Source organism: Pseudomonas sp. B707 (genome assembly GCF_022496685.1).
Classification (GTDB): domain Bacteria; phylum Pseudomonadota; class Gammaproteobacteria; order Pseudomonadales; family Pseudomonadaceae; genus Aquipseudomonas; species Aquipseudomonas paraglycinae.
Window position 1 is genome coordinate 1 of record NZ_WTVE01000010.1, and the last position, 24,719, is coordinate 24,719.

12 protein-coding genes are annotated in these 24,719 nt (G+C 62.7%); 11 read left to right on the forward strand and 1 reads right to left on the reverse strand.

All coding sequences use genetic code 11. From position 1 onward, the window contains the following. Positions 1–10,191: retention module-containing protein (locus GQX66_RS03475; RefSeq protein ID WP_240866437.1), on the reverse strand; the 10,191-nt coding region annotated here is incomplete at its 3' end. A 359-nt stretch (positions 10,192–10,550) separates the two neighbouring features. Between GQX66_RS03475 and GQX66_RS03480 the strand changes: the two genes are divergently transcribed. The 11 genes from GQX66_RS03480 to GQX66_RS03530 all read left to right on the forward strand — a co-directional run bounded on the left by GQX66_RS03480 (position 10,551) and on the right by GQX66_RS03530 (position 24,681). Beyond that, the gene (locus GQX66_RS03480) at positions 10,551–11,903 is read left to right on the forward strand and encodes a TolC family outer membrane protein (protein WP_102688570.1); all 1,353 of its coding nucleotides are present in this window, start codon (positions 10,551–10,553) and stop codon (positions 11,901–11,903) included. Between the two features lie 34 nt (positions 11,904–11,937). Then, positions 11,938–14,094, forward strand: coding sequence for a type I secretion system permease/ATPase (locus GQX66_RS03485; protein WP_064382650.1), 2,157 nt, complete (start codon positions 11,938–11,940; stop codon positions 14,092–14,094). After that, entirely contained in the window at positions 14,084–15,451 is a 1,368-nt protein-coding gene (locus tag GQX66_RS03490) for an HlyD family type I secretion periplasmic adaptor subunit (RefSeq protein WP_011331851.1), read from the forward strand. Before GQX66_RS03485 ends, GQX66_RS03490 begins: the two co-directional genes overlap by 11 nt. 385 nt (positions 15,452–15,836) lie before the next feature. After that, positions 15,837–16,733: a TauD/TfdA family dioxygenase gene (locus GQX66_RS03495; RefSeq protein ID WP_085613330.1), complete on the forward strand. Its 897-nt coding sequence runs from the start codon at positions 15,837–15,839 to the stop codon at positions 16,731–16,733. Between the two features lie 18 nt (positions 16,734–16,751). Continuing rightward, a complete protein-coding gene (locus GQX66_RS03500; RefSeq protein ID WP_074689341.1) occupies positions 16,752–17,777 on the forward strand; it encodes an ABC transporter substrate-binding protein in 1,026 nt (341 codons plus the stop codon). A gap of 5 nt (positions 17,778–17,782) precedes the next feature. Further along, positions 17,783–18,643, forward strand: a complete 861-nt coding sequence (locus GQX66_RS03505; RefSeq protein WP_085748531.1) for an ABC transporter ATP-binding protein — start codon at positions 17,783–17,785, stop codon at positions 18,641–18,643. Between the two features lie 20 nt (positions 18,644–18,663). Beyond that, positions 18,664–19,530 (forward strand): ABC transporter permease, encoded by an 867-nt coding sequence (locus GQX66_RS03510; RefSeq protein WP_207867049.1) that lies wholly within the window; start codon positions 18,664–18,666, stop codon positions 19,528–19,530. A 58-nt stretch (positions 19,531–19,588) separates the two neighbouring features. Next, positions 19,589–20,506 carry a LysR family transcriptional regulator gene (locus GQX66_RS03515; protein WP_039773030.1) on the forward strand — a complete coding sequence of 306 codons (918 nt, stop codon included), beginning with the start codon at positions 19,589–19,591 and terminating at the stop codon, positions 20,504–20,506. A gap of 102 nt (positions 20,507–20,608) precedes the next feature. Next, positions 20,609–22,144: an MFS transporter gene (locus GQX66_RS03520; RefSeq protein WP_240866449.1), complete on the forward strand. Its 1,536-nt coding sequence runs from the start codon at positions 20,609–20,611 to the stop codon at positions 22,142–22,144. Positions 22,145–22,162: 18 nt separating this feature from the next. Beyond that, positions 22,163–23,233, forward strand: a complete 1,071-nt coding sequence (locus tag GQX66_RS03525; protein ID WP_240866452.1) for an HlyD family secretion protein — start codon at positions 22,163–22,165, stop codon at positions 23,231–23,233. Further along, positions 23,230–24,681 carry an efflux transporter outer membrane subunit gene (locus GQX66_RS03530; RefSeq protein ID WP_240866455.1) on the forward strand — a complete coding sequence of 484 codons (1,452 nt, stop codon included), beginning with the start codon at positions 23,230–23,232 and terminating at the stop codon, positions 24,679–24,681. Before GQX66_RS03525 ends, GQX66_RS03530 begins: the two co-directional genes overlap by 4 nt. Positions 24,682–24,719: the final 38 nt, after the last annotated feature.

The following is a 24,719-nucleotide window of genomic DNA, read 5'->3' on the forward strand; positions in this document are numbered from 1 at the left end:
CAGTGTGGCGGTGTAAGTGATCGAACCGCCCTCGGCAACCGAATTGGTGGCGCTGAGGGTCAGGTTGGTGGTGTCGACCGTGTCAGTGACGGTGGTCGAAACCGGTGTTTTGTCGGCTACGAGGTTCTCGTAGTTGCCGCCCGTCACGCCGGTGATCGCGTTGGTCAACGGCGCGTGGCCGGTCAGCGCATCGTTCGGTGCGGTGGTGGTGACGGTGCCGGTGGTCTTGCCCACCTCGATGGTGATCGACTGACCGTTGGTCAGGGTCACGGTGACTGGCGAGCCGGTCACAGGCGCGCCCACGGTGGCGGTGTAAGTGACAGTGCCGCCTTCAGCCGCCGACTCGGTCGCGGTCAGTTTGACCGTGGTGGTGTCGATGGTGTCGGTGACTTCGGTCACAGCCGGAACGGTGCTCGGCACCAGGTTTTCGAAGTTGCCACCGGTGGCGGTCGAAATGGTTGCTTCGACTTTGCCGGCATCTTTATAGACGTCGTCTTTCGGTGCGTCGACGGTCACGGTGCCGGTGGTTTTGCCGGCTTCGATGGTGATCACGGCGCCGTTGCTCAAGGTCACGGTCACCGGAGTGCCCGCAGCGTTGGTCAGTGTGGCGGTGTAAGTGATCGAACCGCCCTCGGCAACCGAATTGGTGGCGCTGAGGGTCAGATTGGTGGTGTCGACGGTGTCAGTGACGGTGGTCGACACCGGCGTTTTGTCGGCTACGAGGTTTTCGTAGTTGCCGCCAGTCACGCCGGTGATCGCGTTGGTCAGCGGCGTGTGGCCGTTGAGCGCATCGTTCGGCGCGGTGGTGGTGACAGTGCCAGTGGTTTTACCCACTTCGATGGTGATCGACTGACCATTGGCCAGGGTCACGGTCACAGGCGAGCCGGTCACTGGCGCGCCAACAGTCGCGGTGTAAGTGACGGTGCCACCTTCAGCGGCCGTTTCGGAAGCGGTCAGCTTCACGGTCGTCGTATCGACGGTGTCGGTGACTTCCGTTACGGCTGGAACGGTGCTCGGAACCAGGTTCTCGAAGTTGCCACCGGTTGCGTCCTTGATGGTCACTTCAACCTTGCCGGCGTCTTTGTAGACGTCATCGGCAGGCGCAGGAACGGTCACGGTGCCGGTAGTTTTACCGGCCTCGATGGTGATGACGGCGCCGTTCGACAGGGTCACGGTCAGCTGTGTGCCGGCCGGGTTGGTCAGGGTGGCGGTGTAAACGATCGAGCCACCTTCGGCCACGCTGTCGGTCGCGGTCAGCGACAGATTGGTGGTGTCGACGGTGTCGGTCACGGTGGTGCTGACCGGCGTCTTGTCGGCGACGAGGTTTTCGTAGTTGCCACCGCTCACGCCAGTGATCGCGTTGGTCAGCGGCGTGTGGCCGTTAAGCGCATCGTTTGGCGCAGTGGTGGTCACGGTGCCGGTGGTCTTGCCCACTTCGATGGTGATCGACTGACCGTTGGCCAGCGTCACGGTGACTGGCGAACCTGTCACAGGCGCGCCCACGGTGGCGGTGTAAGTGACAGCACCGCCTTCAGCGGCCGACTCGGTCGCGGTGAGTTCCACCGTGGTGGTGTCGATGGTGTCGGTGACTTCGGTCACGGCCGGAACGGTGCTCGGCACCAGGTTCTCGAAGTTGCCACCGGTGGCGGTCGAAATGGTTGCCTCGACTTTGCCAGCATCTTTGTAGACGTCGTCTTTCGGTGCATCGACGGTCACGGTGCCGGAGGTTTTGCCGGCCTCGATGGTGATGACAGCGCCGTTCGACAGGGTCACGGTCACCGGAGTGCCGGCCGGGTTGGTCAGGGTCGCGGTGTAGACGATCGAACCACCCTCGGCCACCGAGCCAGTTGCGCTCAGGGTCAGGTTGGTGGTGTCGACGGTGTCAGTCACGGTGGTGCTGACCGGGGTTTTGTCAGCCACGAGATTTTCGTAGTTGCCGCCAGTCACGCCAGTGATCGCGTTGGTCAGTGGCGCATGGCCGTTGAGCGCATCGTTCGGTGCGGTGGTGGTGACGGTGCCCGTGGTTTTGCCGACTTCGATAGTGATCGACTGTCCGTTGGACAGGGTCACGGTCACAGGCGAACCGGTGACAGGCGCGCCGACAGTCGCGGTGTAAGTAACGGTGCCGCCTTCAGCCGCCGACTCGGTGGCGGTGAGTTTCACCGTGGTGGTGTCGATGGTGTCGGTGACGTTGGTCACGGCCGGAACGGTGCTCGGCACCAGGTTCTCGAAACCACCGCCAGTAGCGGTCGAAATGGTTGCCTCGACTTTGCCGGCGTCTTTGTAGACGTCGTCTTTCGGCGCATCGACGGTCACGGTACCGGTGGTTTTACCGGCCTCGATGGTGATGACAGCGCCGTTCGACAGGGTCACGGTCACCGGCGTACCCGCCGGGTTGGTCAGGGTCGCGGTGTAAGTGATCGAACCACCCTCGGCAACCGAATCGGTGGCCGTCAGGTTCAGGTTGGTCGTGTCGACAGTGTCCGAAACCGAGGTATTTGCCGGTTTGCCGTCGACCGCCAGGTTTTCGTAATTGCCACCGGTGGCCTTGTCGATGGTCACGCTCAGCGAGCTGCCGCCCGCCAACGGGCTGTTCGGCGCGACGAAATTCACGGTGCCGGTGGTTTCGCCGACGGCGATGGTGATGGTCTGTCCGTTGGACAGGGTCACGACGAGCGGCGAACCGGTCACTGGCGCCGTCGCGGTCGCGGTGTAAACCACGGTTTCGCCTTCGGCGACGTTGGCGGTGGCGGTCAGCGACACGGTGGACGTGTCGATGGTGTCATTGACGGTGGTGACCGCCGGGGCGGTGCTGGTGACCAGGTTCTCGAAGTTGCCACCGGTGGTGGTCGAAATGGTCGTCTCGACTTTGCCGGCGTCCTTGTAGACGTCGTCCTTCGGTGCATCGACGGTCACGGTGCCGGAGGTTTTACCGGCCTCGATGGTGATCACTGCGCCGTTGCTCAAGGTCACGGTCACCGGGGTGCCGGCGGCGTTGGTCAGGGTCGCGGTGTAGGTAATCTGGCCACCTTCGTTGACTTCCGGCGTGGCGCTCAGGGTCAGGGTGGTGGTGTCGACGGTGTCGGTCACGGTGGTGCTGACTGGCGTTTTATCGGCCACGAGGTTTTCGTAGTTGCCGCCGCTCACGCCAGTGATCGAGTTGGTCAGCGGCGTATGGCCGTTGAGCGCATCGTTCGGTGCGGTGGTGGTGACGGTGCCGGTGGTCTTGCCGACTTCGATGGTGATCGACTGACCGTTGGCCAGGGTCACGGTCACAGGCGAGCCGGTCACTGGCGCGCCAACGGTGGCGGTGTAGGTAACAGTGCCGCCTTCAGCAGCCGACTCGGTCGCAGTCAGTTTGACGGTCGAGGTGTCGATGGTGTCGGTGACTTCGGTGACGGCTGGAGCGGTGCTTGGCACCAGGTTCTCGAAGTTGCCGCCAGTTGCATCCTTGATGGTCACCTCGACCTTGCCGGCATCCTTGTAGACGTCATCGGCAGGCGCAGGAACGGTCACGGTGCCGGTGGTTTTACCGGCCTCGATGGTGATGACGGCGCCGTTGCTCAACGTCACGGTCACCGGGGTGCCGGCCGGGTTGGTCAGGGTCGCGGTGTAAACGATCGAACCGCCCTCGGCCACCGAGTCAGTGGCGCTGAGGGTCAGGTTGGTGGTGTCGACGGTATCGGTGACGGTGGTCGAAACCGGGGTCTTGTCGGCTACGAGATTCTCGTAATTGCCGCCGGAAACGCCAGTGATCGCGTTGGTCAGCGGGGTGTGACCGTTCAACGCGTCGTTCGGTGCGGTGGTGCTGATGGTGCCGGTGGTCTTGCCGACTTCGATAGTGATCGACTGACCATTGGCCAGGGTTACGGTCACAGGCGAACCCGTCACCGGAGCGCCGACGGTCGCGGTGTAAGTAACGGTACCGCCTTCAGCCGCCGACTCGGTCGCGGTGAGTTTCACCGTGGTGGTGTCGATGGTATCGGTGACTTCGGTAACAGCCGGAACAGTGCTCGGCACCAGGTTCTCGAAGTTGCCGCCGGTTGCATCCTTGATGGTCACTTCGACTTTGCCGGCGTCCTTGTAGACGTCATCTTTCGGCGCATCGACGGTCACGGTGCCGGTGGTTTTACCGGCCTCGATGGTGATGACTGAGCCGTTGCTCAACGTCACGGTCACCGGAGTGCCGGCCGGATTGGTCAGGGTCGCGGTGTAGGTGATCGAGCCGCCCTCGGCCACGGAATCGGTGGCGCTCAGGGTCAGGTTGGTGGTGTCGACGGTGTCAGTGACGGTCGTCGAAACCGGAGTCTTGTCGGCGACCAGATTCTCGTAGTTGCCGCCGCTCACGCCGGTGATCGCGTTGGTCAGCGGAGTGTGACCGTTCAACGCGTCATTCGGCGCAGTGGTGGTCACGGTGCCAGTGGTCTTGCCGACTTCGATGGTGATCGACTGACCGTTGGCCAGGGTCACGGTCACCGGCGAGCCGGTTACCGGAGCGCCAACGGTGGCGGTGTAAGTGACAGTGCCACCTTCAGCCGCCGACTCGGTCGCAGTCAGTTTCACCGTGGTGGTGTCGATGGTGTCAGTGACTTCGGTAACGGCAGGAACAGTGCTCGGTACCAGATTCTCGAAGTTGCCACCGGTTGCATCCTTGATGGTCACTTCGACTTTGCCGGCGTCCTTGTAGACGTCGTCTTTCGGCGCATCGACGGTCACGGTGCCGGTGGTTTTGCCAGCCTCGATAGTGATGACGGAGCCGTTGCTCAACGTCACGGTCACCGGAGTACCGGCCGGGTTGGTCAGGGTCGCTGTGTAGGTGATCTGGCCACCTTCGGCCACGGTGCCGGTCGCGGTCAGCGTCAGATCGGTGGTGTCGACGGTATCGGTCACGGTAGTGCTGACCGGGGTTTTGTCGGCTACGAGGTTTTCGTAGTTGCCGCCGCTCACGCCAGTGATCGAGTTGCTCAGCGGGGTATGACCGTTGAGTGCATCGTTCGGCGCGGTGGTGGTGATGGTGCCGGTGGTCTTGCCGACTTCGATGGTGATGGTCTGACCGTTGGCCAGGGTCACGGTGACCGGCGAGCCAGTCACCGGAGCGCCAACAGTGGCGGTGTAGGTGACGGTGCCGCCCTCAGCCACCGACGTATCGGCGCTCAGCTTCACGGTCGACGTATCGATGGTGTCAGTCACTTCAGTGACGGCCGGAACGGTGCTCGGAACCAGATTCTCGAAGTTGCCGCCGGATGCATCCTTGATGGTCACTTCGACTTTGCCGGCGTCTTTGTAAACGTCATCGGCAGGCGCCGGAACGGTCACGGTGCCGGTGGTTTTACCCGCTTCGATGGTGATCACCGAGCCGTTGCTCAGGGTCACGGTCACTGGCGTGCCAGCCGGATTGGTCAGCGTGGCGGTGTAAACGATCGAACCGCCTTCGGCCACGGAACCTGTAGCGCTCAAGGTCAGGTTGGTGGTGTCGACGGTGTCGGTGACTGACGTCACGGCCGGAGTCTTGTCGGCGACCAGGTTTTCGTAATTGCCGCCGCTGGTGCCGTCGATCTTCACGCTCAGCGTGTTGCCGCCGGCCAGTGCATCGTTCGGTGCGGTGTAGTTGACGCTGGCGCTGCTGGCGCCGACCGGGATGGTGATGGTCTGGCCGTTGGACAGCGTCACGACCACTGGCGAGCCGGTCACCGGTGCGGTGACGGAGGCGGTGTAAACCACCACGCCGCCTTCAACTGTGCTGGCCGTAGCGCTCAGGGAAACGGTGCTGTTGTCGATGGTGTCGGTGACGTCGGTCACCGCCGGGGTCTTGTCGACCACCAGGTTTTCAAAGTTGCCGCCCGTGGTCTTGGTGATGCTGGCGTCGACTTTGCCGGCGTCCTTGTACACGTCGTCGCCCGGTGCGGCGACGGTGATGGTGCCGGTGCTCGCGCCTTTGGCGATGTTGATCACCGCGCCGTTGCTCAGGGTCACGGTCATGGCCGTGCCGGCCGGGTTGGTCAGGGTCGCGGTGTAGACGATCGAACCGCCCTCGGCGACCGAACCGGTGGCGCTCAGGCTGATGTTGGTGGTGTCGACGGTGTCGGTGACCTTGGTCACCACCGCCGAACGGTTGGCATCGACCTGTTCGAAGTTGCCGCCGCTGTGGCTGGCAATCGCGGTCTGCACCTTGCCGCCGTCGATGTAAGGCGTGTTGGCCGGCGCAGGGAAGTTCACCGAACCGCTGGTGGCACCGGCGGCGATGTTGATGACCGCGCCGTTGGCCAGGGTCACGGTCATGGCGGTGCCGGCCGGGTTGCTCAGGGTCGCGGTGTAGGTGATCTGGCCACCTTCGCTGACAGTATCGCTGGCGCTCAGGGTCAGCGTGGTCTTGTCGATGGTGTCGTTGACCGTGGTGCTGACCGGCGTCTTGCTGACGTCGAGCTTCTCGAAGTTGCCGCCGCTGGCATCGGTCATGGTCACGGTGAGCTTGCTGACATCCTTGTAGACGTCATCGCTCGGCGCCGGGATGGTCACCGAACCGCTGGTCTTGCCGGCCTCGATAACGATGGTCTGGCCGTTGCTCAGGTTGACGGTCACCGGCGTCTGCGCGGCGTTGGTCAAGGTCGCGGTGTAAGTGATCGACGTGCCTTCGAGCACATAGCTTTCGGCGCTGAGGGTCAGGTGCGTGGTGTTGATGGTGTCGGCGACGTTGGTCACCGCTGGCGTCGGGTTGGCCACCAGGTTTTCGAAATTGCCGCCGGAAGTGTCCTTGATGGTCACTTCGACTTTGCCGGCATCTTTGTAGACGTCATCGGCAGGAGCCGGAACGGTCACGGTGCCAGTGGTTTTGCCGGCTTCGATGGTGATGACGGAGCCGTTGCTCAACGTCACGGTCACCGGGGTGCCGGCCGGGTTGGTCAGGGTGGCGGTGTAGATGATCTGCCCGCCCTCGTTGACGTTGCCGGTGGCGGTCAGCGATACGGTGGTGGTGTCGACGGTGTCGGTGATGGTGGTGCTGACCGGCGTTTTGTCGGCCACGAGGTTTTCGTAGTTGCCGCCGCTGACGTTGGTGATCGAGTTGGTCAGCGGTGCATGGCCGGCCAGCACGTCATTCGGCGCGGTGGTGGTCACGGTGCCGGTGGTTTTGCCGACTTCGATGGTGATCGCCTGACCATTGGCCAGGGTCACAACCACAGGCGAGCCGGTTACCGGGGCGCCAACCGTCGCGGTATAAGTGACGGTACCGCCTTCAGCGGCCGATTCGGTCGCGGTCAGTTTGACGGTCGACGTGTCGATGGTATCGGTGACCTGGGTCACGGCCGGCACAGTGCTTGGCACCAGGTTTTCGAAGTTGCCGCCGGTTGCGCCGGTGATGGTCGCTTCGACTTTGCCGGCATCCTTGTAGACGTCATCGGCAGGCGCAGGAACAGTCACGGTGCCGGTGGTTTTGCCGGCTTCGATGGTGATGACGGAGCCGTTGCTCAACGTCACGGTCACCGGAGTGCCGGCTGGATTGGTCAGCGTCGCGGTGTAGATGATCGAGCCGCCCTCGGCCACGGAATCGGTGGCGCTGAGGGTCAGGTTGGTGGTGTCGACGGTGTCGGTCACGGTGGTGCTGACCGGCGTCTTGTCGGCGACCAGATTTTCGTAGTTGCCGCCGCTCACGCCGGTGATCGCGTTGGTCAGCGGCGCATTGCCGGCCAATGCGTCGTTCGGTGCGGTGGTGGTGACGGTGCCGGTAGTTTTGCCGACTTCGATGGTGATCGACTGACCGTTAGCCAGGGTCACGGTGACAGGCGAGCCGGTTACCGGGGCGCCAACTGTCGCGGTATAAGTAACGGTACCACCTTCAGCCGCCGACTCGGTCGCGGTCAGTTTGACGGTGGTCGTGTCGACGGTGTCGGTCACGTCGGTGACGGCCGGAACGGTGCTCGGCACCAGGTTCTCGAAATTGCCGCCGGTGGCGTCCTTGATGGTCACTTCGACTTTGCCGGCGTCTTTATAGACGTCATCGGCTGGCGCCGGAACGGTCACGGTGCCGGTGGTTTTGCCAGCTTCGATGGTAATGACGGAGCCGTTGCTCAACGTCACGGTCACCGGGGTACCGGCCGGATTGGTCAGGGTCGCGGTGTAAACAATCGAACCACCCTCGGCGACAGTGCCGGTGGCGCTAAGGGTCAGATTGGTGGTGTCGGCCACGTCTGTCACCGTGGTCGAAACCGGGGTTTTGTCGGCCACCAGATTTTCGTAGTTACCGCCGGAAACGCCGGTGATCGAGTTGGTCAGCGGTGCATTGCCGGTCAACGCATCGTTCGGCGCAGTGGTGGTCACGGTACCGGTGGTTTTGCCCACTTCGATGGTGATCGACTGACCATTGGCCAGCGTCACAGTGACCGGCGAACCGGTCACTGGTGCGCCGACAGTAGCGGTATAAGTGACAGTGCCACCTTCAGCCGCTGATTCGGTCGCTGTGAGTTTTACCGTGGTGGTGTCGATAGTGTCGGTGACTTCGGTAACGGCCGGAACGGTGCTTGGCACCAGGTTCTCGAAGTTGCCGCCGGTTGCGTCCTTGATAGTGACTTCGACTTTGCCGGCGTCTTTATAGACGTCATCGGCTGGCGCAGTGGTGGTCACGGTGCCGGTAGTTTTGCCAGCCTCGATGGTGATGACGGAGCCGTTGCTCAACGTCACGGTCACCGGGGTCCCGGCAGGATTGGTCAGGGTCGCGGTGTAGACGATCGAACCGCCTTCGGCCACGGAACCGGTGGCGCTCAGCGACAGGTTGGTGGTGTCGATGGAATCGGTGACGGTGGTGGTCGCTGGCGTCGTGTTTGGCACCAGATTCTCGAAATTGCCGCCGGTGGCACCGGTAATCGTGGTGCTGACGGTGCCGCCGTTGTTGTAAACGTCATTCGGCGCGGTCGGCACGTTGACGCTGCCGGTGGTCTGGCCGGCGCCGATGGTGATGGTCGAGCCGTTCGACAGGGTGACGGTCACCGGCGTCTGCGCCGGGTTGGTCAGGGTCGCGGTGTAGGTGATCTGGCCACCTTCGACCACGGTGCCGGTAGCGGTCAGGGTCAGGCCGGTGGTGTCTCGCGAATCGACGATCGTGGTAACGGCCGGTGTCGGGTTCGGCACCAGGTTTTCGAAGTTGCCGCCCGTGGCACCGGTGATGGTGGTGGTGACGGTGCTGCCGTTGTTATAGACGTCATTCGGTGCGGTCGGCACGTTGACGGTGCCGGTGGTCTGGCCGGCGCCGATAGTGATGGTCGAGCCGTTGGACAGGGTCACGGTCACCGGCGTCTGCGCCGGGTTGGTCAGGGTCGCGGTGTAGGTGATCTGACCGCCTTCGGTCACGCTCGGGCCCGCCGTCAGGGTGACGGTGGTGGTGTCGATGGTGTCGGTGACCTGGGTCGTGGCCGGGGTGGTCGGCGGGGTCACGGTGATGCCGTTGCCGCCGGTGGTGCCGGTGACGGTCACGTCGATCTGGGTCGGGTCGTTATAAACAGTGTCGTTCGGTGCCAGCGGCACGTTGACGGTGCCGGTGGTGGAACCGGCCGGAATCACGATCACCGCGCCGTTGGACAGGGTGATGGTCAGGTCGGTCAGCGGCGCCTGGGTCAGGGTCGCGGTGTACACCAGAACGCCGCCGGCTTCGGTAATGCTCGGCGTGGCGCTGAGGCTCAGGGTCGATTCGCGCAGGGCATTGGCGTTGGTGTCGGTGGTCTGGCCGCCGGTGATGTTCTGGGCGGCCTGGCCGGCAGCGTTGATGCCTGCGGTCGGGAAACCAATGGTCGGGTCGACACGGCCAGCGGTCGCATCGAGCATCACGAAGCTGTGACCGCCACCGGCGGCACCGCCAGTTCCTGCGGCGCTAGGGCCGGCGGCGGTGGATTCAAGGGCGGTAGTCGGGTCGACACCGGCGGCGATGGCTTGTTGCAGCTCTTCTACCGACGGCGCGGCTTCGGCGGTGGCTTCGGCCAGGTCGGTGCTGGAATCCGGGGCATCGGCGCTCCACTGAGTGTCGCGGCCCAGATCGATCGTGCGGCCATCGGCCAGTTCCAGGGACACGGCGCCGGAAACGCCGGTGTCGACCTGATCGCCGGCAAACAGCCGGTCGCCTTCAACGAGTACGCGACGGACGCCCTCTGGGGACACCACGAAAACCTGACCAACAATGCTTTTGACGATGGCAACAACACTGCTCATTGAAGACTCTCCGGGTGTCACGTTCAGTTGACTTCCATAGACCTGATGGCTGTCTGCGCCGATTCAGTCTGGACGTACTTTTAAAAAAAGATGAAACAAAGTTGACGCTGTTTTTCGTCAATATTTTGGCTAGATTCTTTCGCTATTAACTTTATGCCAAACTATTGACCTTCTGGGTGCCATCCTAAACAATCGCCCCAGTAATGTCACATTGATATTTATGCGGCGACCTGCCCTTCAGCGTGTGATCCAGTTCCGGTTTTAAACTTTCCGACATACGGTCATTCCGGTTGCCATCTTCCGACGCAGCTCGTCATTTTGCTGTGATTCAAGACAAGAAGTTCTGGGAAATCTTTACCATGCGTTCGCACCTGTTCAAGGCTCTACCCTTCGCTCTCGCCGCGTCTTTCGTACAAGCACAATCCTTACCAGAAGCCATGCAGCAGGCGCTGGATGTCCATCCGGAAATCCAGGCAGGGGTCAACAGCCGACTGGCCGCGGATTATCAATTAAAGGCTGCAAAAGGTGGATACCTGCCCAAGGTCGATCTGCTGGGCGGTTATGGCCGTGAAGGCACCGACAGCGTGACCACCCGTGCCGCCGGTGGTGGCAATCACTGGGAAACCCTGAACCGCAGCGAGTCAAGTTTGCGTCTGTCGCAAATGGTTTTTGACGGTTTTGCGACGTCCAGCGAAGTCGGGCGTCAACAAGCCACCGTCAACTCCCGCGCGTATTCCTTGCTCGGCACTTCCGAGCGCACTGCGCTGACCGTGGCCCAGGTTTACCTGGACGTGCTGACCCGTCGTGAGTTTGTGCGTCTGGCCGAGGAAAACCTCAAGAGCCACCAGCGCATCTACGACCAGATCCAGCTGCGCACCCAGCGCGGCGTCGGCAGCGGTGCCGACCTCGATCAGGCCGAAGCGCGGATGGCCCAGGCCCGCAACAACCTGATCACCGAGCAGACCAACCTCGCCGACTCGGAAACCAATTTCCTCAGCGCCGTCGGCCAGATGCCCGATCAGCTGGAGCGTCCGGCGCCGTTCATGGCGATGATGCCGGCCAACCTGAATGAAGCGCGCCAGCAGATGCTGGAAAACAGCCCGATCCTGCGTTCGGCCGAGTCCGATATCGCCGCGGCCGAGAAGCAATACGAGACTGCCAAGTCGACCTTCTACCCGCGTTTCGACGCCGAGCTGGGCCGCACCGCCGACAACGACCTCGACGGCCAGAACGGTCACAACAACGAATGGCAGGCCATGCTGCGCATGCGCTTCAACCTGTATTCGGGCGGCAGCAACAAGGCGGATCTGGAATCCAAGTCGTACCTGTCGAACCAGGCGCTGGATATCCGCAACAACGCCTTGCGCCAATTGAATGAAGAACTGGGCCTGGCCTGGAACGCCCTGAACAACGCCAACGCTCAGGTGCCGATCGCTCAGCAGTACGTTGATCACAGCACCTCGGTGCGCACCGCATATCAGCGTCAGTTCAGCCTCGGCGAACGTACCCTGCTGGATTTGCTCGACAGTGAAAACGAGCTGTTCACCGCTTCGCGGCGTCTGGCTGAAATCAAAAACATTCAGTTATTTACTCAGTATCGAATCAAGGCGACCATGGGCGAATTGCTCAAGAGCCAGGGAGTGGTCGCACCCTTGGCATCCGTTGTGCAGAACGACGTTAAGCCCAAGGTTCAGCTGCCTGGGATGAATTGAGTTGTCCCTTTTCAACTGCTAAAGAGTGTCGAGCGTGGAATCAGAAGTCAGTCGAGTTCATCTCAGTCATGATCCACGCGCGTTGCATGACGATCCGTTACTGGACGGTCTGCTCGCTCTTTGCATGCTCCACCAGAAACCCGCCAGCGCGGCGATGCTGACCACCGGCCTGCCGCTGCCCAAACAACGCCTGAGTGTCGAGCTGCTGCCCCGTGCGGCGGCGCGCGCCGGGCTGCAAGGACGGGTGCTGCAGCGCAAGCTGGAAGAGATTCCGGCGATTGCCATGCCGGCGCTGTTGCTGCTCAAGGATGGCCGCAGTGCCGTCCTGCTCGGCTGGCAGGGTGAGAACGACGCGCGGGTGCTGCTCAGCGAAAGCGACGGCGGTGAATCCCTGGTCAGCCGCGAGCTGCTGGCCGACGACTACACCGGCAAAGTGTTCTTCGCCCAGCCCCAGCACAAATTCGACGTCAACCACGGCACGCTGATCCCGCGTGCGCGCTCTTGGTTTCGCGACACCCTCAAGCGTTCGCGCTGGCTGTATGCCGACGCCATCGCCGCCAGTTTTCTGATCAACATCATCGCCATGGCCGCGCCGCTGTTCGTGATGAACGTCTACGACCGCGTGGTGCCGAACCAGGCCGAAGCGACCCTGTGGGTCCTCGCGCTGGGCATCACCGGCGCCTATCTGTTCGACCTGATCCTCAAGAGCCTGCGCAGCCTGTGCCTGGATCTGGCCGGCAAGAAAACCGACCTGATCATCTCCGCCACGCTGTTCGAACGCATCGTTGGCATGGCCATGAAGTACCGCCCGGCGCGGGTCGGCAGCTTTGCCCAGAACATCCATGAGTTCCAGAGCCTGCGTGACTTCCTCGCCTCGCTGACCCTGACCAGCCTGATCGACCTGCCGTTCACCATCCTGATCTTCATTGTCATCGCGATTCTCGGCGGGCATCTGGTGTGGATTCCGGTGCTGGCCTTCCCGATTGCGCTGCTGATCGGCTACGCCTTGCAGAAGCCGCTGGTGGCAACCATGGAACGCACCATGGCCCTCGGCGCCGAGCGTCAGTCGAGCCTGATCGAAACCCTCGCCGGCCTCGACGCGGTGAAGGTCAACAACGCCGAAAGCGAACGCCAATATCAGTGGGAGCAAACCATCGGCACCCTCAGCCGCCTCGAGCTGCGGGTGAAAATGCTCTCCGGTCTGGCGATGAACATCACCCTGCTGATCCAGCAATTGGCCGGGGTGATCATGATCGTCTTCGGCGTGTACCAGATCATCGCCGGCAACCTGAGCATGGGCGGCCTGATCGCCTGCTACATGCTCAGTGGCCGCGCCCTCAGCCCGCTGGCGTCGTTGTCCGGTCTGCTGACCCGCTACCAGCAGGCGCGGGTGACCATGACCTCGGTCGACCAGATGATGGAGTTGCCTCAGGAGCGCAATTTCGAAGAACGCCCACTGAGCCGCAAGGTTCTGCAAGGCGCGATCGAATGCCGCCAGCTCAGCTTCACTTACCCGGAGCAACAGAACCCGGCGCTGAAGAACATCAACCTGGTGATCCGTCCCGGCGAGAAGATCGGCATCATCGGCCGCAGCGGTTCCGGCAAAAGCTCACTGGCGAAACTGCTGGTCGGCCTCTATCAGCCGGACGATGGTGCGTTGCTGGTGGATGGCGTCGACATTCGACAGATCGACGTCAGCGAGCTGCGCTACAACATCGGCTACGTGCCGCAGGACATCCAGCTGCTGGCCGGCACCCTGCGCGACAACCTGATTTCCGGCGCTCGTTACGTCGAAGACGAACTTGTCCTGCAGGCCGCTGAACTGGCCGGCGTCCACGAATTCGCCCGACTGCACCCGCAGGGTTATGAACTGCAAGTCGGCGAGCGCGGGCAGAACCTGTCCGGCGGTCAGCGCCAGAACGTCGCCCTGGCCCGGGCGCTGTTGCTCAATCCGCCGATTCTCTTGCTCGACGAACCTACCAGCGCCATGGACAACACCGGCGAAGAACGCCTCAAGCAACGCCTCGCGGCGGTGGTGGAAAACAAGACCGTGGTGCTGGTGACGCACCGGGCATCGCTGCTGTCGCTGGTCGATCGCCTGCTGGTGGTCGACCGTGGACAGATCCTCGCCGACGGTCCGAAAGCGGCCGTCATGGAAGCGTTGAAGAAGGGGCAGATCAGTGTTGCTTAAGTCGGGTTTCAAGGATTCGATCCGCCGCTACTTCAAGGGCTCGGCATCGCTGCAGGGCCAGCCGCTGCCAGAGGTCAACAAGGCCTTGATCGAGGACGCGCCGCGCGTGGTGCGCCTGACGATCTGGGCAATCATCGGCTTCTTCGTGTTCCTGATGCTGTGGGCCAACTTCGCCGTCATCGACGAAGTGACCAAGGGCGACGGCAAGGCGATTCCCTCGTCGAAGATCCAGAAAATCCAGAACCTCGAGGGCGGGATCGTCTCCGAGCTGTTCGTCAAGGAAGGCCAGATCGTCGAGGCCGGCGCACCGCTGGTACGGCTGGATGACACGCGATTCGCCTCCAACGTCGGTGAAACCGAGGCTGATCGCCTGTCGATGCTGCTGCGGGTCGAGCGCCTGAGTGCCGAGGTCGATGACCGGCCGCTGAATTTCCCCGAGGACGTGCTCAAAGCCGTGCCGGGTCAGGCGAAAAGTGAAGAATCGTTGTACATCAGCCGTCGTCAGCAACTGCACGATGAAGTCGGTGGTTTGCAGGAACAGTTGATCCAGCGTCAGCAAGAGCTGCGTGAGTTCACCTCGAAGCAGGCGCAGTACCGCCAGCAACTCGGCCTGCAACGTCAGGAAATCAACATGTCTGAGCCGCTGGTGGCCCAGGGCGCGGTGTCGCCGGTGGAAGTGCTGCGACTCAAGCGTGCCGAAGTGGAAACCCGTGGTCAGCTCGATGCCACCACCCTGGCGATCCCGCGCGCCGAATCGGCGATCAAGGAAGTGCAGCGCAAGATTGACGAGACGCGCGGCAAGTTCCGCAGTGAAGCCCTGACCCAGCTCAACGAGGCGCGCACCGACCTGAACAAGGCCCAGGCCACCGGCAAGGCGCTGGAAGACCGGGTCAGCCGGACGCTCGTCACCTCGCCGGTGCGGGGCATCGTCAACAAGATGCTGGTCAACACCATCGGCGGCGTGATCCAGCCGGGCAGCGACCTGTTGGAAATCGTGCCGTTGGACGACACGCTGCTGGTCGAAGCGAAGATCCGTCCGCAGGACATTGCATTCCTGCATCCGGGTCAGGAAGCCACGGTGAAGTTCACCGCGTATGACTACACCATCTACGGTGGGCTCAAGGCCAAGCTGGAACAGATCGGCGCCGACACCATCACCGACGAAGACAAGAAAACCACCTACTACGTCATCAAGCTGCGCACCGAGCGCAGCCATCTCGGCACTGACGAGAAGCCGTTGCTGATCATCCCGGGGATGGTCGCGTCGGTGGACATCATCACCGGCAAGAAGACCGTGCTGAGCTATCTGCTCAAACCGATCATCCGGGCGCGCGCCGAGGCGTTGCACGAACGCTAGATCTTTATTGGCCTTTCGGGCCTCATCGCTGGCAAGTCGAATCGTCGCACCGCAGCTCCCACAGAGTTCTTTAATGAGCACACAATTGTGTTCTAACCGAGCTCCCTGTGGGAGCTGGCTTGCCAGCGATGGCGTCAGTTTGAACACCACATCCCTGTCAGTAAGTGACACAAATGGTCACTCACCATCCAGTCCATTCCAAAGCAATCGCCATATCGTTATTCGTTAACAGTATTTAAATTCCGCTTCTTATAGCTATAAAGTCAGCCTCCTGCGTACCTGCCGACCAATCGGCGCGCCGCACGACACGAACCAACACGCAATCCAGCGTGAGATTCTGATCGACGCGCGCGCCCTTAGCGTGCCGTGCGTGGGAGATTGATTGATGTCCGCAGCTACTGCTACCCCAAGCGCCGCGACTGTCGCGCCGCAAACCTTCGAGATCCGCCCGTTCAGCGGTGCCGTCGGCGCCGAAATCATCGGCCTCGACCTGACCCGTCCGGTCAACGACGAAGACTTCGCCCGCATCCACCGCGCGCACCTCGATCACCACGTCGTGGTGTTCCGCGACCAGCGCATCACCCCGCAACAGCAGATCGACTTCAGCCGCCGCTTCGGCGTGTTGCAGATCCACGTGCTCAAGCAGTTCCTGCTGGCCAATCACCCGGAAATCCTCATCGTTTCCAACATCGTCGAGAACGGCCAGAACATCGGCCTCGGTGATGCCGGCAAGTTCTGGCACTCGGACCTTTCCTATAAAGAGCTGCCGAGCCTCGGCTCGATGCTGCACGCCCAAGAGCTGCCGTCCGAAGGCGGCGACACCCTGTTCGCCGACATGCACAAAGCCTGGGACAGCCTGCCCGACGCACTGCGCAAAGCGGTCGAAGGCCGCTCGGCTGCGCATTCCTACACCGCGCGTTACAGCGAAACCAAATTCGAAGGCAACTGGCGCCCGACCCTGACCCCGGAGCAATTGGCCCAGGTCGCCGAGGTCGTGCACCCGGTGGTCCGCACCCATCCGGAAAACGGCCGCAAGGCCTTGTTCGTCAGCGAAGGCTTCACCACCCGCATCGTCGGCCTGCCGGAGGACGAGAGCAAACAACTGCTCGACGAGCTCTACGCCCACAGCGTGCTGCCGCAGAACATCTATCGCCATCAATGGCAGCCACACGACCTGGTGTTCTGGGACAACCGCTCGCTGATCCACCTTGCCGCCGGTTGCCCTGCGCACCTGCGCCGCAAGCTGTATCGCACCACCATTCAGGGCGACGCGCCTTTCTGATTCGCCGGAGATCCGATCATGTCCAAACGTCTTCCATTCGCGCCGCTGGCAGCGGCCATCGGCCTCGGTTTCAGCCTGATCGCCGGCAGCCTGGTGGCGCCGACCGCGGCCCACGCCGAAGGTGAAATCCGCATCGCCGAACAGTTCGGTATTGTCTATCTGTTGCTCAATGTGGTGCGCGATCAGGGTCTGATCGAGAAGTACGGCAAGCAGGAAGGCCTCGACATCAAGGTCGACTGGACCCAGTTGTCCGGCGGTGCGGCAGTCAACGATGCGCTGCTCTCCGGCTCCATTGACATTGCCGGCGCCGGCGTCGGGCCGCTGCTGACCATCTGGGATCGCACCCACGGCAAGCAGAACGTCAAAGCCGTGGCCTCGCTGGGGAACTTCCCGTACTACCTCGTCAGCAACAATCCCAAGGTCAAAACCATCGCCGACTTCACCGAGAAGGACCGCATTGCGGTGCCGGCAGTGGGCGTTTCCGTGCAGTCGCGCTTCCTGCAATACGCGGCGGCCAAGCAGTGGGGCGACAAGGAATTCAATCGCCTCGACAAGTACACCATCGCCGTTCCGCACCCGGACGCCACCGCTGCGCTGATTGCCGGCGGCACCGAGCTGACCGGGCACTTCTCCAACCCGCCGTTCCAGGATCAGGCGCTGGAAAATCCGAATGTGCACGTGGTGCTCAACTCCTATGACGTGCTCGGCCCGAACTCGCCGACCGTGCTGTTCGCCACCGAGAAATTCCGCAACGAGAACCCGAAAACCTACAAGGCGTTCGTCGAAGCGCTGACCGAAGCCGCGCAATTTGCGCAGAACGATAAAGGCGCGGCGGCGGACACCTACATCCGCGTGACCAAGGCCAAGATCGACCGCGCCGCGTTGCTGAAAATCATCGACAACCCGCAGTTCGAATTCAGCGTCACGCCGAAAAACACCTACCCGCTCGCCGAATTCCTCTACCGCGTCGGCGCGATCAAGAACAAACCCGAATCGTGGAAGGACTACTTCTTCCAGGACGCCAAACCGTTGCAGGGGAGCTGATCGACATGAACGCCCCTTTGCAAGGCCACGCGGCCAGCAACCCGATCGCCACCGCGCAAGCGCTGCTGGCGGTCGACCAGGTCAGCCTCGAATACCGCACGCCGCAGCGCGTCGTGCGGGCCACCCATCAGGTCAGTTTCGAAGTCGATCAACAGGATCGCTTCGTGCTGCTCGGTCCTTCCGGCTGCGGTAAATCCACCTTGCTCAAAGCCGTCGCCGGGTTCATAGCGCCGTGCGAGGGCGAGATCCGTCTGCAAGGCCAGCGCGTCGATGCGCCGGGGCCGGACCGGATCGTGGTGTTTCAGGAGTTCGATCAACTGCCACCGTGGAAAACCGTCAAACAGAACGTGATGTTTCCGCTGCTGGCTTCGCGCACGTTGAAGAAAAAGGAAGCCGAAGAGCGTGCGCTGCATTATCTGGAAAAAGTCGGTCTGGCGGCGTTCGCCGATGCCTATCCGCACACCTTGTCCGGGGGCATGAAAGCGCGGGTGGCGATTGCCCGGGCGCTGGCGATGCAGCCGAAAATCCTGCTGATGGACGAGCCGTTCGCCGCGCTGGATGCCCTGACCCGCCGCAAGATGCAGGAGGAATTGCTGCTGCTCTGGGAGGAGGTGCGGTTCACCTTGCTGTTCGTCACCCACTCGATTGAAGAAGCGCTGGTGGTCGGCAATCGCATCCTGCTGTTATCGCCGCACCCGGGCCGGGTGAGGGCGGAAGTGCACAGTCATCAATACGATTTGCACAGCCTTGGCGGCGTGGCGTTTCAAGAGTCGGCACGGCGCATTCACCGTTTGCTGTTCGATGAAGGGCAGTCGCCGGAAGCCGAGCGCGAACTGGATTTCACCGATATCCGCATCGCTTATTGAGCCGCCTGGAGGATTGCCCGATGAGCCATTCATCATCCGTACGTCAAGCATTCGAAAACGATCTGCAACCGCTGACCAGCGTCCCGGTGGAGCGCGAGCTGCCGCTGGGCCAGCGCCTGTGGCAACAGGGCTGGCTGCGCAAAAGCGTGATCCTGATTTTGCTCGCCGTGCTCTGGGAGGTGGTCGCCCGGGTGCAAAACAACGACCTGTTGCTGCCGAGCTTTTTGCAGACCAGTCATGCGCTGTACGACGGCCTGCTCAGCGGCGAGCTGCTGGGCAAGGTGTGGATCTCGCTGGTGGTGCTGATCAAGGGTTACCTGATCGGCATCGTCCTGGCCTTCGCTCTGACCACGCTGGCGGTTTCGACCCAGGTGGGTCGGGACTTGCTCAGCACCCTGACTTCGATGTTCAACCCGCTACCGGCGATTGCGCTGTTGCCGCTGGCGTTGCTGTGGTTCGGCCTGGGCCAGAACAGCCTGATTTTCGTGCTGGTGCATTCGGTGCTGTGGGCGCTGGCGTTGAACACTTACGCCGGGTTTCTCGGCGTCTCGGAAACCCTGCGCATGGCGGGCCGTAATTACGGCTTGAAGGGCATGCGCTTCGTGCTGTTCATCCTGATTCCGGCGGCGCTGCCATCGATCCTCGCCGGGCTGAAAATCGGCTGGGCTTTCGCCTGGCGTACCCTGATCGCCGCCGAACTGGTGTTCGGTGCCACCAGCGGCAAAGGTGGCCTGGGCTGGTACATCTTCCAGAACCGCAATGAGTTGTACACCGACAAGGTGTTTGCCGGTCTGGCGGTGGTGATCCTCATCGGTTTGCTGGTGGAGAACCTGGTGTTCGACACGCTGGAGCGGGTGACGGTGAAGCGCTGGGGAATGCAGCGCTGATTTTCTGATCTGCTAGCATTGCGTGCGAATCAATCCTGATCGGTCACGAGTGCTCAGCATGCAACTCCCGGACATGAACCTGTTGGTCGCCCTCGACGCTTTGCTCGACGAGGGCAGCGTGGTCGGCGCCGCGCGGCGGATGAACCTCAGCCCCGCGGCCATGAGCCGCACGCTGACGCGGATCCGCGAAGCCATTGGCGATCCGATTCTGGTGCGCGCCGGTCGCGGCCTGGTGCCGACGCCCAAGGCCCTGGAGCTGCGCGAGCAGGTGCGCGATGTGGTCGAGCAGGCGGCGCTGCTGTTTCGCTCGGCCGATGCGGTGGAACTGGGGACGTTGCGCCGGCGCTTCAGCATTCGCGCCAACGACTTCTTCGTCGGTGTGTACGGCGGCAAGCTGTTCGACACCCTCGATCAACTGGCGCCGCACTGTGAGTTGCGTTTCGTTCCCGAAGGTGATGGCGACGATGAAGCCCTGCGCGAAGGGCGGATCGACCTGAGTGTCAGCAACACCCGCCCGGTGACGCCGGAAGTCAAAGTGCAGAACCTGTTTTCCACCCACTTCGTCGGCTTGGTGCGCGAGGATCATCCGCTGCTGGATGGCGAGATCACGGCCGAACGTTACGCCGGTTTTTCCCACATCAGCATGTCCCGCCGGGGCATCGCCCGTGGGCCCATCGACACCGCTTTGAATGCCCTGGGGCTGGAGCGACGGGTGGCAGTGATTGCGCCGAGTTTCCACGCGGCGATGTTCGCCCTGCCGGACTCCGACCTGATTTTGCCGGTGCCCAAGGAAGCGCTGCTCAGCGTGCGGCGGCTGGGCTTGAAGCTGCGCTCGTTCAATCTGCCGGTCCCGTTGCCGACCCTGATGCTGACCCAGGCCTGGCACCCGCGTTTCGACAAGGATCCGGCCCACCGCTGGCTGCGTGAAACCCTCAAGACCTGCTGCGACGAAACCTGGCTGGCGGCACAGCCCTGACGATTGCGTCTGGCGCACTTATAAGCTGCCAATAAGTCAATTTTCGTCAGCACTAAGCCCTACTAACATGCTCCGGTATTTTTCCCTCCGGAGTTTGCTTGCATGACATCCCTGACGGTCACGGCACCGATTGCCGCTACCGCTCCGATGGCAGCCGCGCCACCGGTGTTCGGGGCGCGGATCATCATCGGTCTGGTCGGTGTGCTGCTGGCGGTGCTGGTGTCGGGTCTCAACGAGATGGTGACCAAGGTCGCCCTGGCCGACATTCGCGGCGCCCTGAGCATCGGTTACGACGAAGGCACCTGGCTGGTCGCCAGTTACATCGCGACCTCGGTGGCGGCCATGGCGTTCGCGCCGTGGTGCTCGGTGACCTTTTCCCTTCGTCGCTTCACCCTGTGCGCCATCGGCGTGTTCACCCTGCTCGGGGTGCTTTGCCCGTTCGCCCCGAACTACGAAAGCCTGCTGCTGATGCGCATCCTGCAAGGCTTGGCCGGCGGTGCGCTGCCGCCGATGCTGATGACCGTTGCCCTGCGTTTCCTACCGGCCAATATCAAACTGTATGGCCTCGCCGGTTATGCCCTGACCGCTACCTTCGGCCCTGGTCTCGGTACGCCGCTGGCCGGGCTGTGGACTGAGTACGTCGGCTGGCAGTGGACGTTCTGGCAAATCATCGTGCCGTGCCTGATCGCCATGGCCGCTGTTGCGTACGGCTTGCCGCAGGATCCGCTGCGTCTGGAGCGCCTCAAGTCATTCAACTGGAAAGGCCTGCTGCTGGGCTTTCCGGCGATCTGCATGCTGGTGATCGGCCTGTTGCAAGGCAATCGCCTTGACTGGTTCGAGTCGAACCTGATCTGCGCTTTGCTCGGCGCCGGTTCGCTGTTGCTGGTGGCATTTCTGATCAATGAATGGTCGCAGCCAATCCCGTTTTTCAAGTTGCAGATGCTCGGCATCCGCAACCTGTCGTTCGCGTTGATGACGTTGGCCGGCGTGCTGGTGGTGCTGCTGGCGGTGGTACTGATTCCGTCGAGTTACCTGGCTCAGGTGCAAGGTTATCGGCCGGTACAGACCGCGCCGATCATGCTGATCGCGGCGCTGCCGCAACTGCTCGCGCTGCCGCTGGTGGCGGCGTTGTGCAACCTGCGTTGGGTCGATTGCCGCTGGGTGCTCGGCGTCGGTTTGAGCATGTTGACGCTGTCGTGTCTGGGAGGCTCGCAGCTGACCTCGGAATGGATTCGCGACGATTTCTACGTGCTGCAATGGCTGCAGATTTTCGGCCAGCCGATGGCGGTGCTGCCGTTGCTGATGCTGTCGACCGGCAGCATCCAGCCGCAGGACGGGCCATTCGCCTCGGCCTGGTTCAACACCGTGAAAGGCTTGGCGGCGGTGGTCGCCACCGGCGTGATCGAGGCGCTGACCACTTCGCGCCTGCATTTTCACTCGACGATGCTGGTCGATCGCCTCGGCAACTCGCCGCTGGCCGCAAGCAACGACCCCGGCCTCGCCCATCGCCTGCATGAACAGGCGGTGGTGCTGACTTCTTCGGATCTTTATCTGTGCATGGCCGGCGTCGCGGTGGCGCTGATCCTGCTGATTTTCTGGCTGCCGACGCGGATCTTCCCGCCGCGCGCGCCGACCTGACTGAAATAGAAGGTTCTTATGACGACTCAAGCAAAGCAGAAACTCGCGGTGGCTGTGGCCGCTGCGCTGGCGGTCGGTGTGCTGGTGTATCTGGCGATGCCCGGCCTGTTCGGCAAGCGCACTCAGCAGAACACCAACGATGCGTTCGTTTCTGCCGATTTCACCCTGGTGGTGCCGCGTGTGGCGGGGTTCATCAAAGAGGTGCTGGTGGAAGACAACCAGCAGGTCAAGGCCGGGCAGTTGCTGGCGCTGATCGATGACCGCGACCTGCGCGCCGCCGCCGAGGCCGCCGATGCGCAAACCCTGGTCGCCCGCGCTCAATTGCAGAACGCCAAGGCCACGCTGGAGCGCCAGACCTCGGTGATCGCTCAGGCGCAGGCGTCGGTGGTTTCGGCCAAGGCTGAAATGGCCTTCGCCCAGCAGGAATTGAACCGCTATAACCACTTGGCCGGCGTCGGTGCCGGCACCGTGCAGAACGCGCAACAGGCGCGCACCCGGATCGATCAGGCCTCTGCGCGGCTGGACACGGCCACCGCGAAACTGGCAGCGGAACGTAAGCAGGTCGAGATTCTGACGGCGCAGCGCGATGCCGCTGAAGGCAGTTTGAAACACGCGCAGGCCGCGCTGGAAATCGCCAGTTTCGAGCTGTCTTACACGCGCATCACCGCGCCCCAGGACGGCATGATCGGCGAGCGCGCCGTGCGGGTCGGCGCCTATGTGACACCGGGCAGCAAACTGCTGGCGGTGGTGCCGCTGAAGCAGGCCTATGTGGTCGCCAACTTCCAGGAAACCCAGCTCACCGATGTGCAGCCGGGGCAGGACGTTATGGTGCGGGTCGACAGCCTCGGCGGCGAAGCCCTCACCGGCCGCGTCGAGAGCATTGCCCCGGCGACCGGCGTGACTTTCGCGGCGGTCAAACCGGACAACGCCACCGGCAACTTCACCAAAGTCGTGCAGCGGATTCCGGTGAAGGTCCTGCTGGATCCGGGCCAGCCGCTGGCCGAACGCTTGCGGGTGGGGATGTCGGTGGAGGCGAGCATCGACACCGAAAGCTCGGCGACGTCGGTGCGTGAGGTGACACAGCGATGAAGCGCTTTCAGTCCCTGACAGTGGTCCTGAGTCTGTCGGCGCTGGCGGCGTGCACCGTCGGCCCGGACTTCCAGAAACCCGAAGCCACGCAGATTGCCGAGTGGGCAAAACCGTCAAAAACTGCCGTCAGCCAGGCTGTCAGCGAACCTTTGAACGAGCGCTGGTGGGAAGTCTTTCACGACGCGCAACTCTCGGCCCTGACCCAGCGCGCCCTGCGCAGCAATCTCGATCTGCAACTGGCCAGCAGCCGTCTGCAACAAAGCCGCGCTGCCCGTCAGGTGATCAGCGCCGACCGCTATCCTACGACTGCCGCCACCGGTAGCTACGCACGCAAACGCAACAGCGGCGAGGGCCTGAACGACCCGTCCGGGCACAACGGCGATTCTGCCTTCAACCTGTGGGATGCCGGTTTCTCCGCCTCCTGGGAGCTGGACTTCTGGGGGCGCGTACGCAGGGAGACCGAAGCCGCCGACGCCAATCTCGAAGTCGCGGAAAACGACCGTCGCGGCGTGCTGTTGGCGGTACTCGCGGACACCGCGCAGAACTACATTCAGCTGCGCGGCGTGCAGAACACCCGCGCCGTCACCGAGCAGAACCTCGATGTCGCACGGCACAGCCTGAAGCTCTCGCAACTGCGCCTCAACGACGGCGTGGCCACCGATCTCGACGTCGCCGAAGCGGCCGCGCAAGTGGCGGCCATCGAATCGCGCCTGCCAGCGCTGGAGCAACGTCAGGCGCAACTGATCAACGCCATCAGCCTGTTGATGGGCGAACCGCCGCAAGCCTTGGCCAAAGAGTTATCCACAGATGCGCCGGTACCGCAGTCGCCGCTGACCGTCGCCATCGGCCTGCCGTCGCAACTCGCCGAACGCCGCCCGGACATTCGCCAGGCCGAAGCCCGTCTGCATGCCGCCACCGCCAACATCGGCGTGGCCAAGGGCGATTTCTATCCGCGCATCACCCTGTCCGGCAACCTCGGCTCGCAAGCCATGCAACTCAGCGATTTCGGTTCCTGGGGCTCTCGCGCATTCGGCATTGGCCCGCAGTTCAGCCTGCCGCTGTTCGACGGCGGCCGCTTGCGCGGCATGCTGCAACTGCGCGAAGCCCAGCAACAGGAAGCGGCGATCGGCTATCAACAGACCGTCCTGCGCGCCTGGCACGAAATCGACGACCAGCTGACCGCCTACAACGCCAGCCAGCGCCGCCGCGACAGCCTCGCCGAAGCCGTGCGCCAGAACCAGATCGCCCTGCGCACCGCACAACAGCAATACGTCGAAGGCGTGGTCGACTTCGTCAACGTCCTCACCGTGCAAGGCGCACTGCTCGCCACCCAGGAACAATGGGTGGAAAGCTCCACCGGCGTTTCACTGGCGATGGTCGGGTTGTACCGGGCGTTGGGTGGGGGATGGGAGTCGGTGTATCCGGTGGGGGAGATGGCGCAGCGTTGATTCTCCCACCCGAATGATGGCCTTTCGCTTGACGCTAA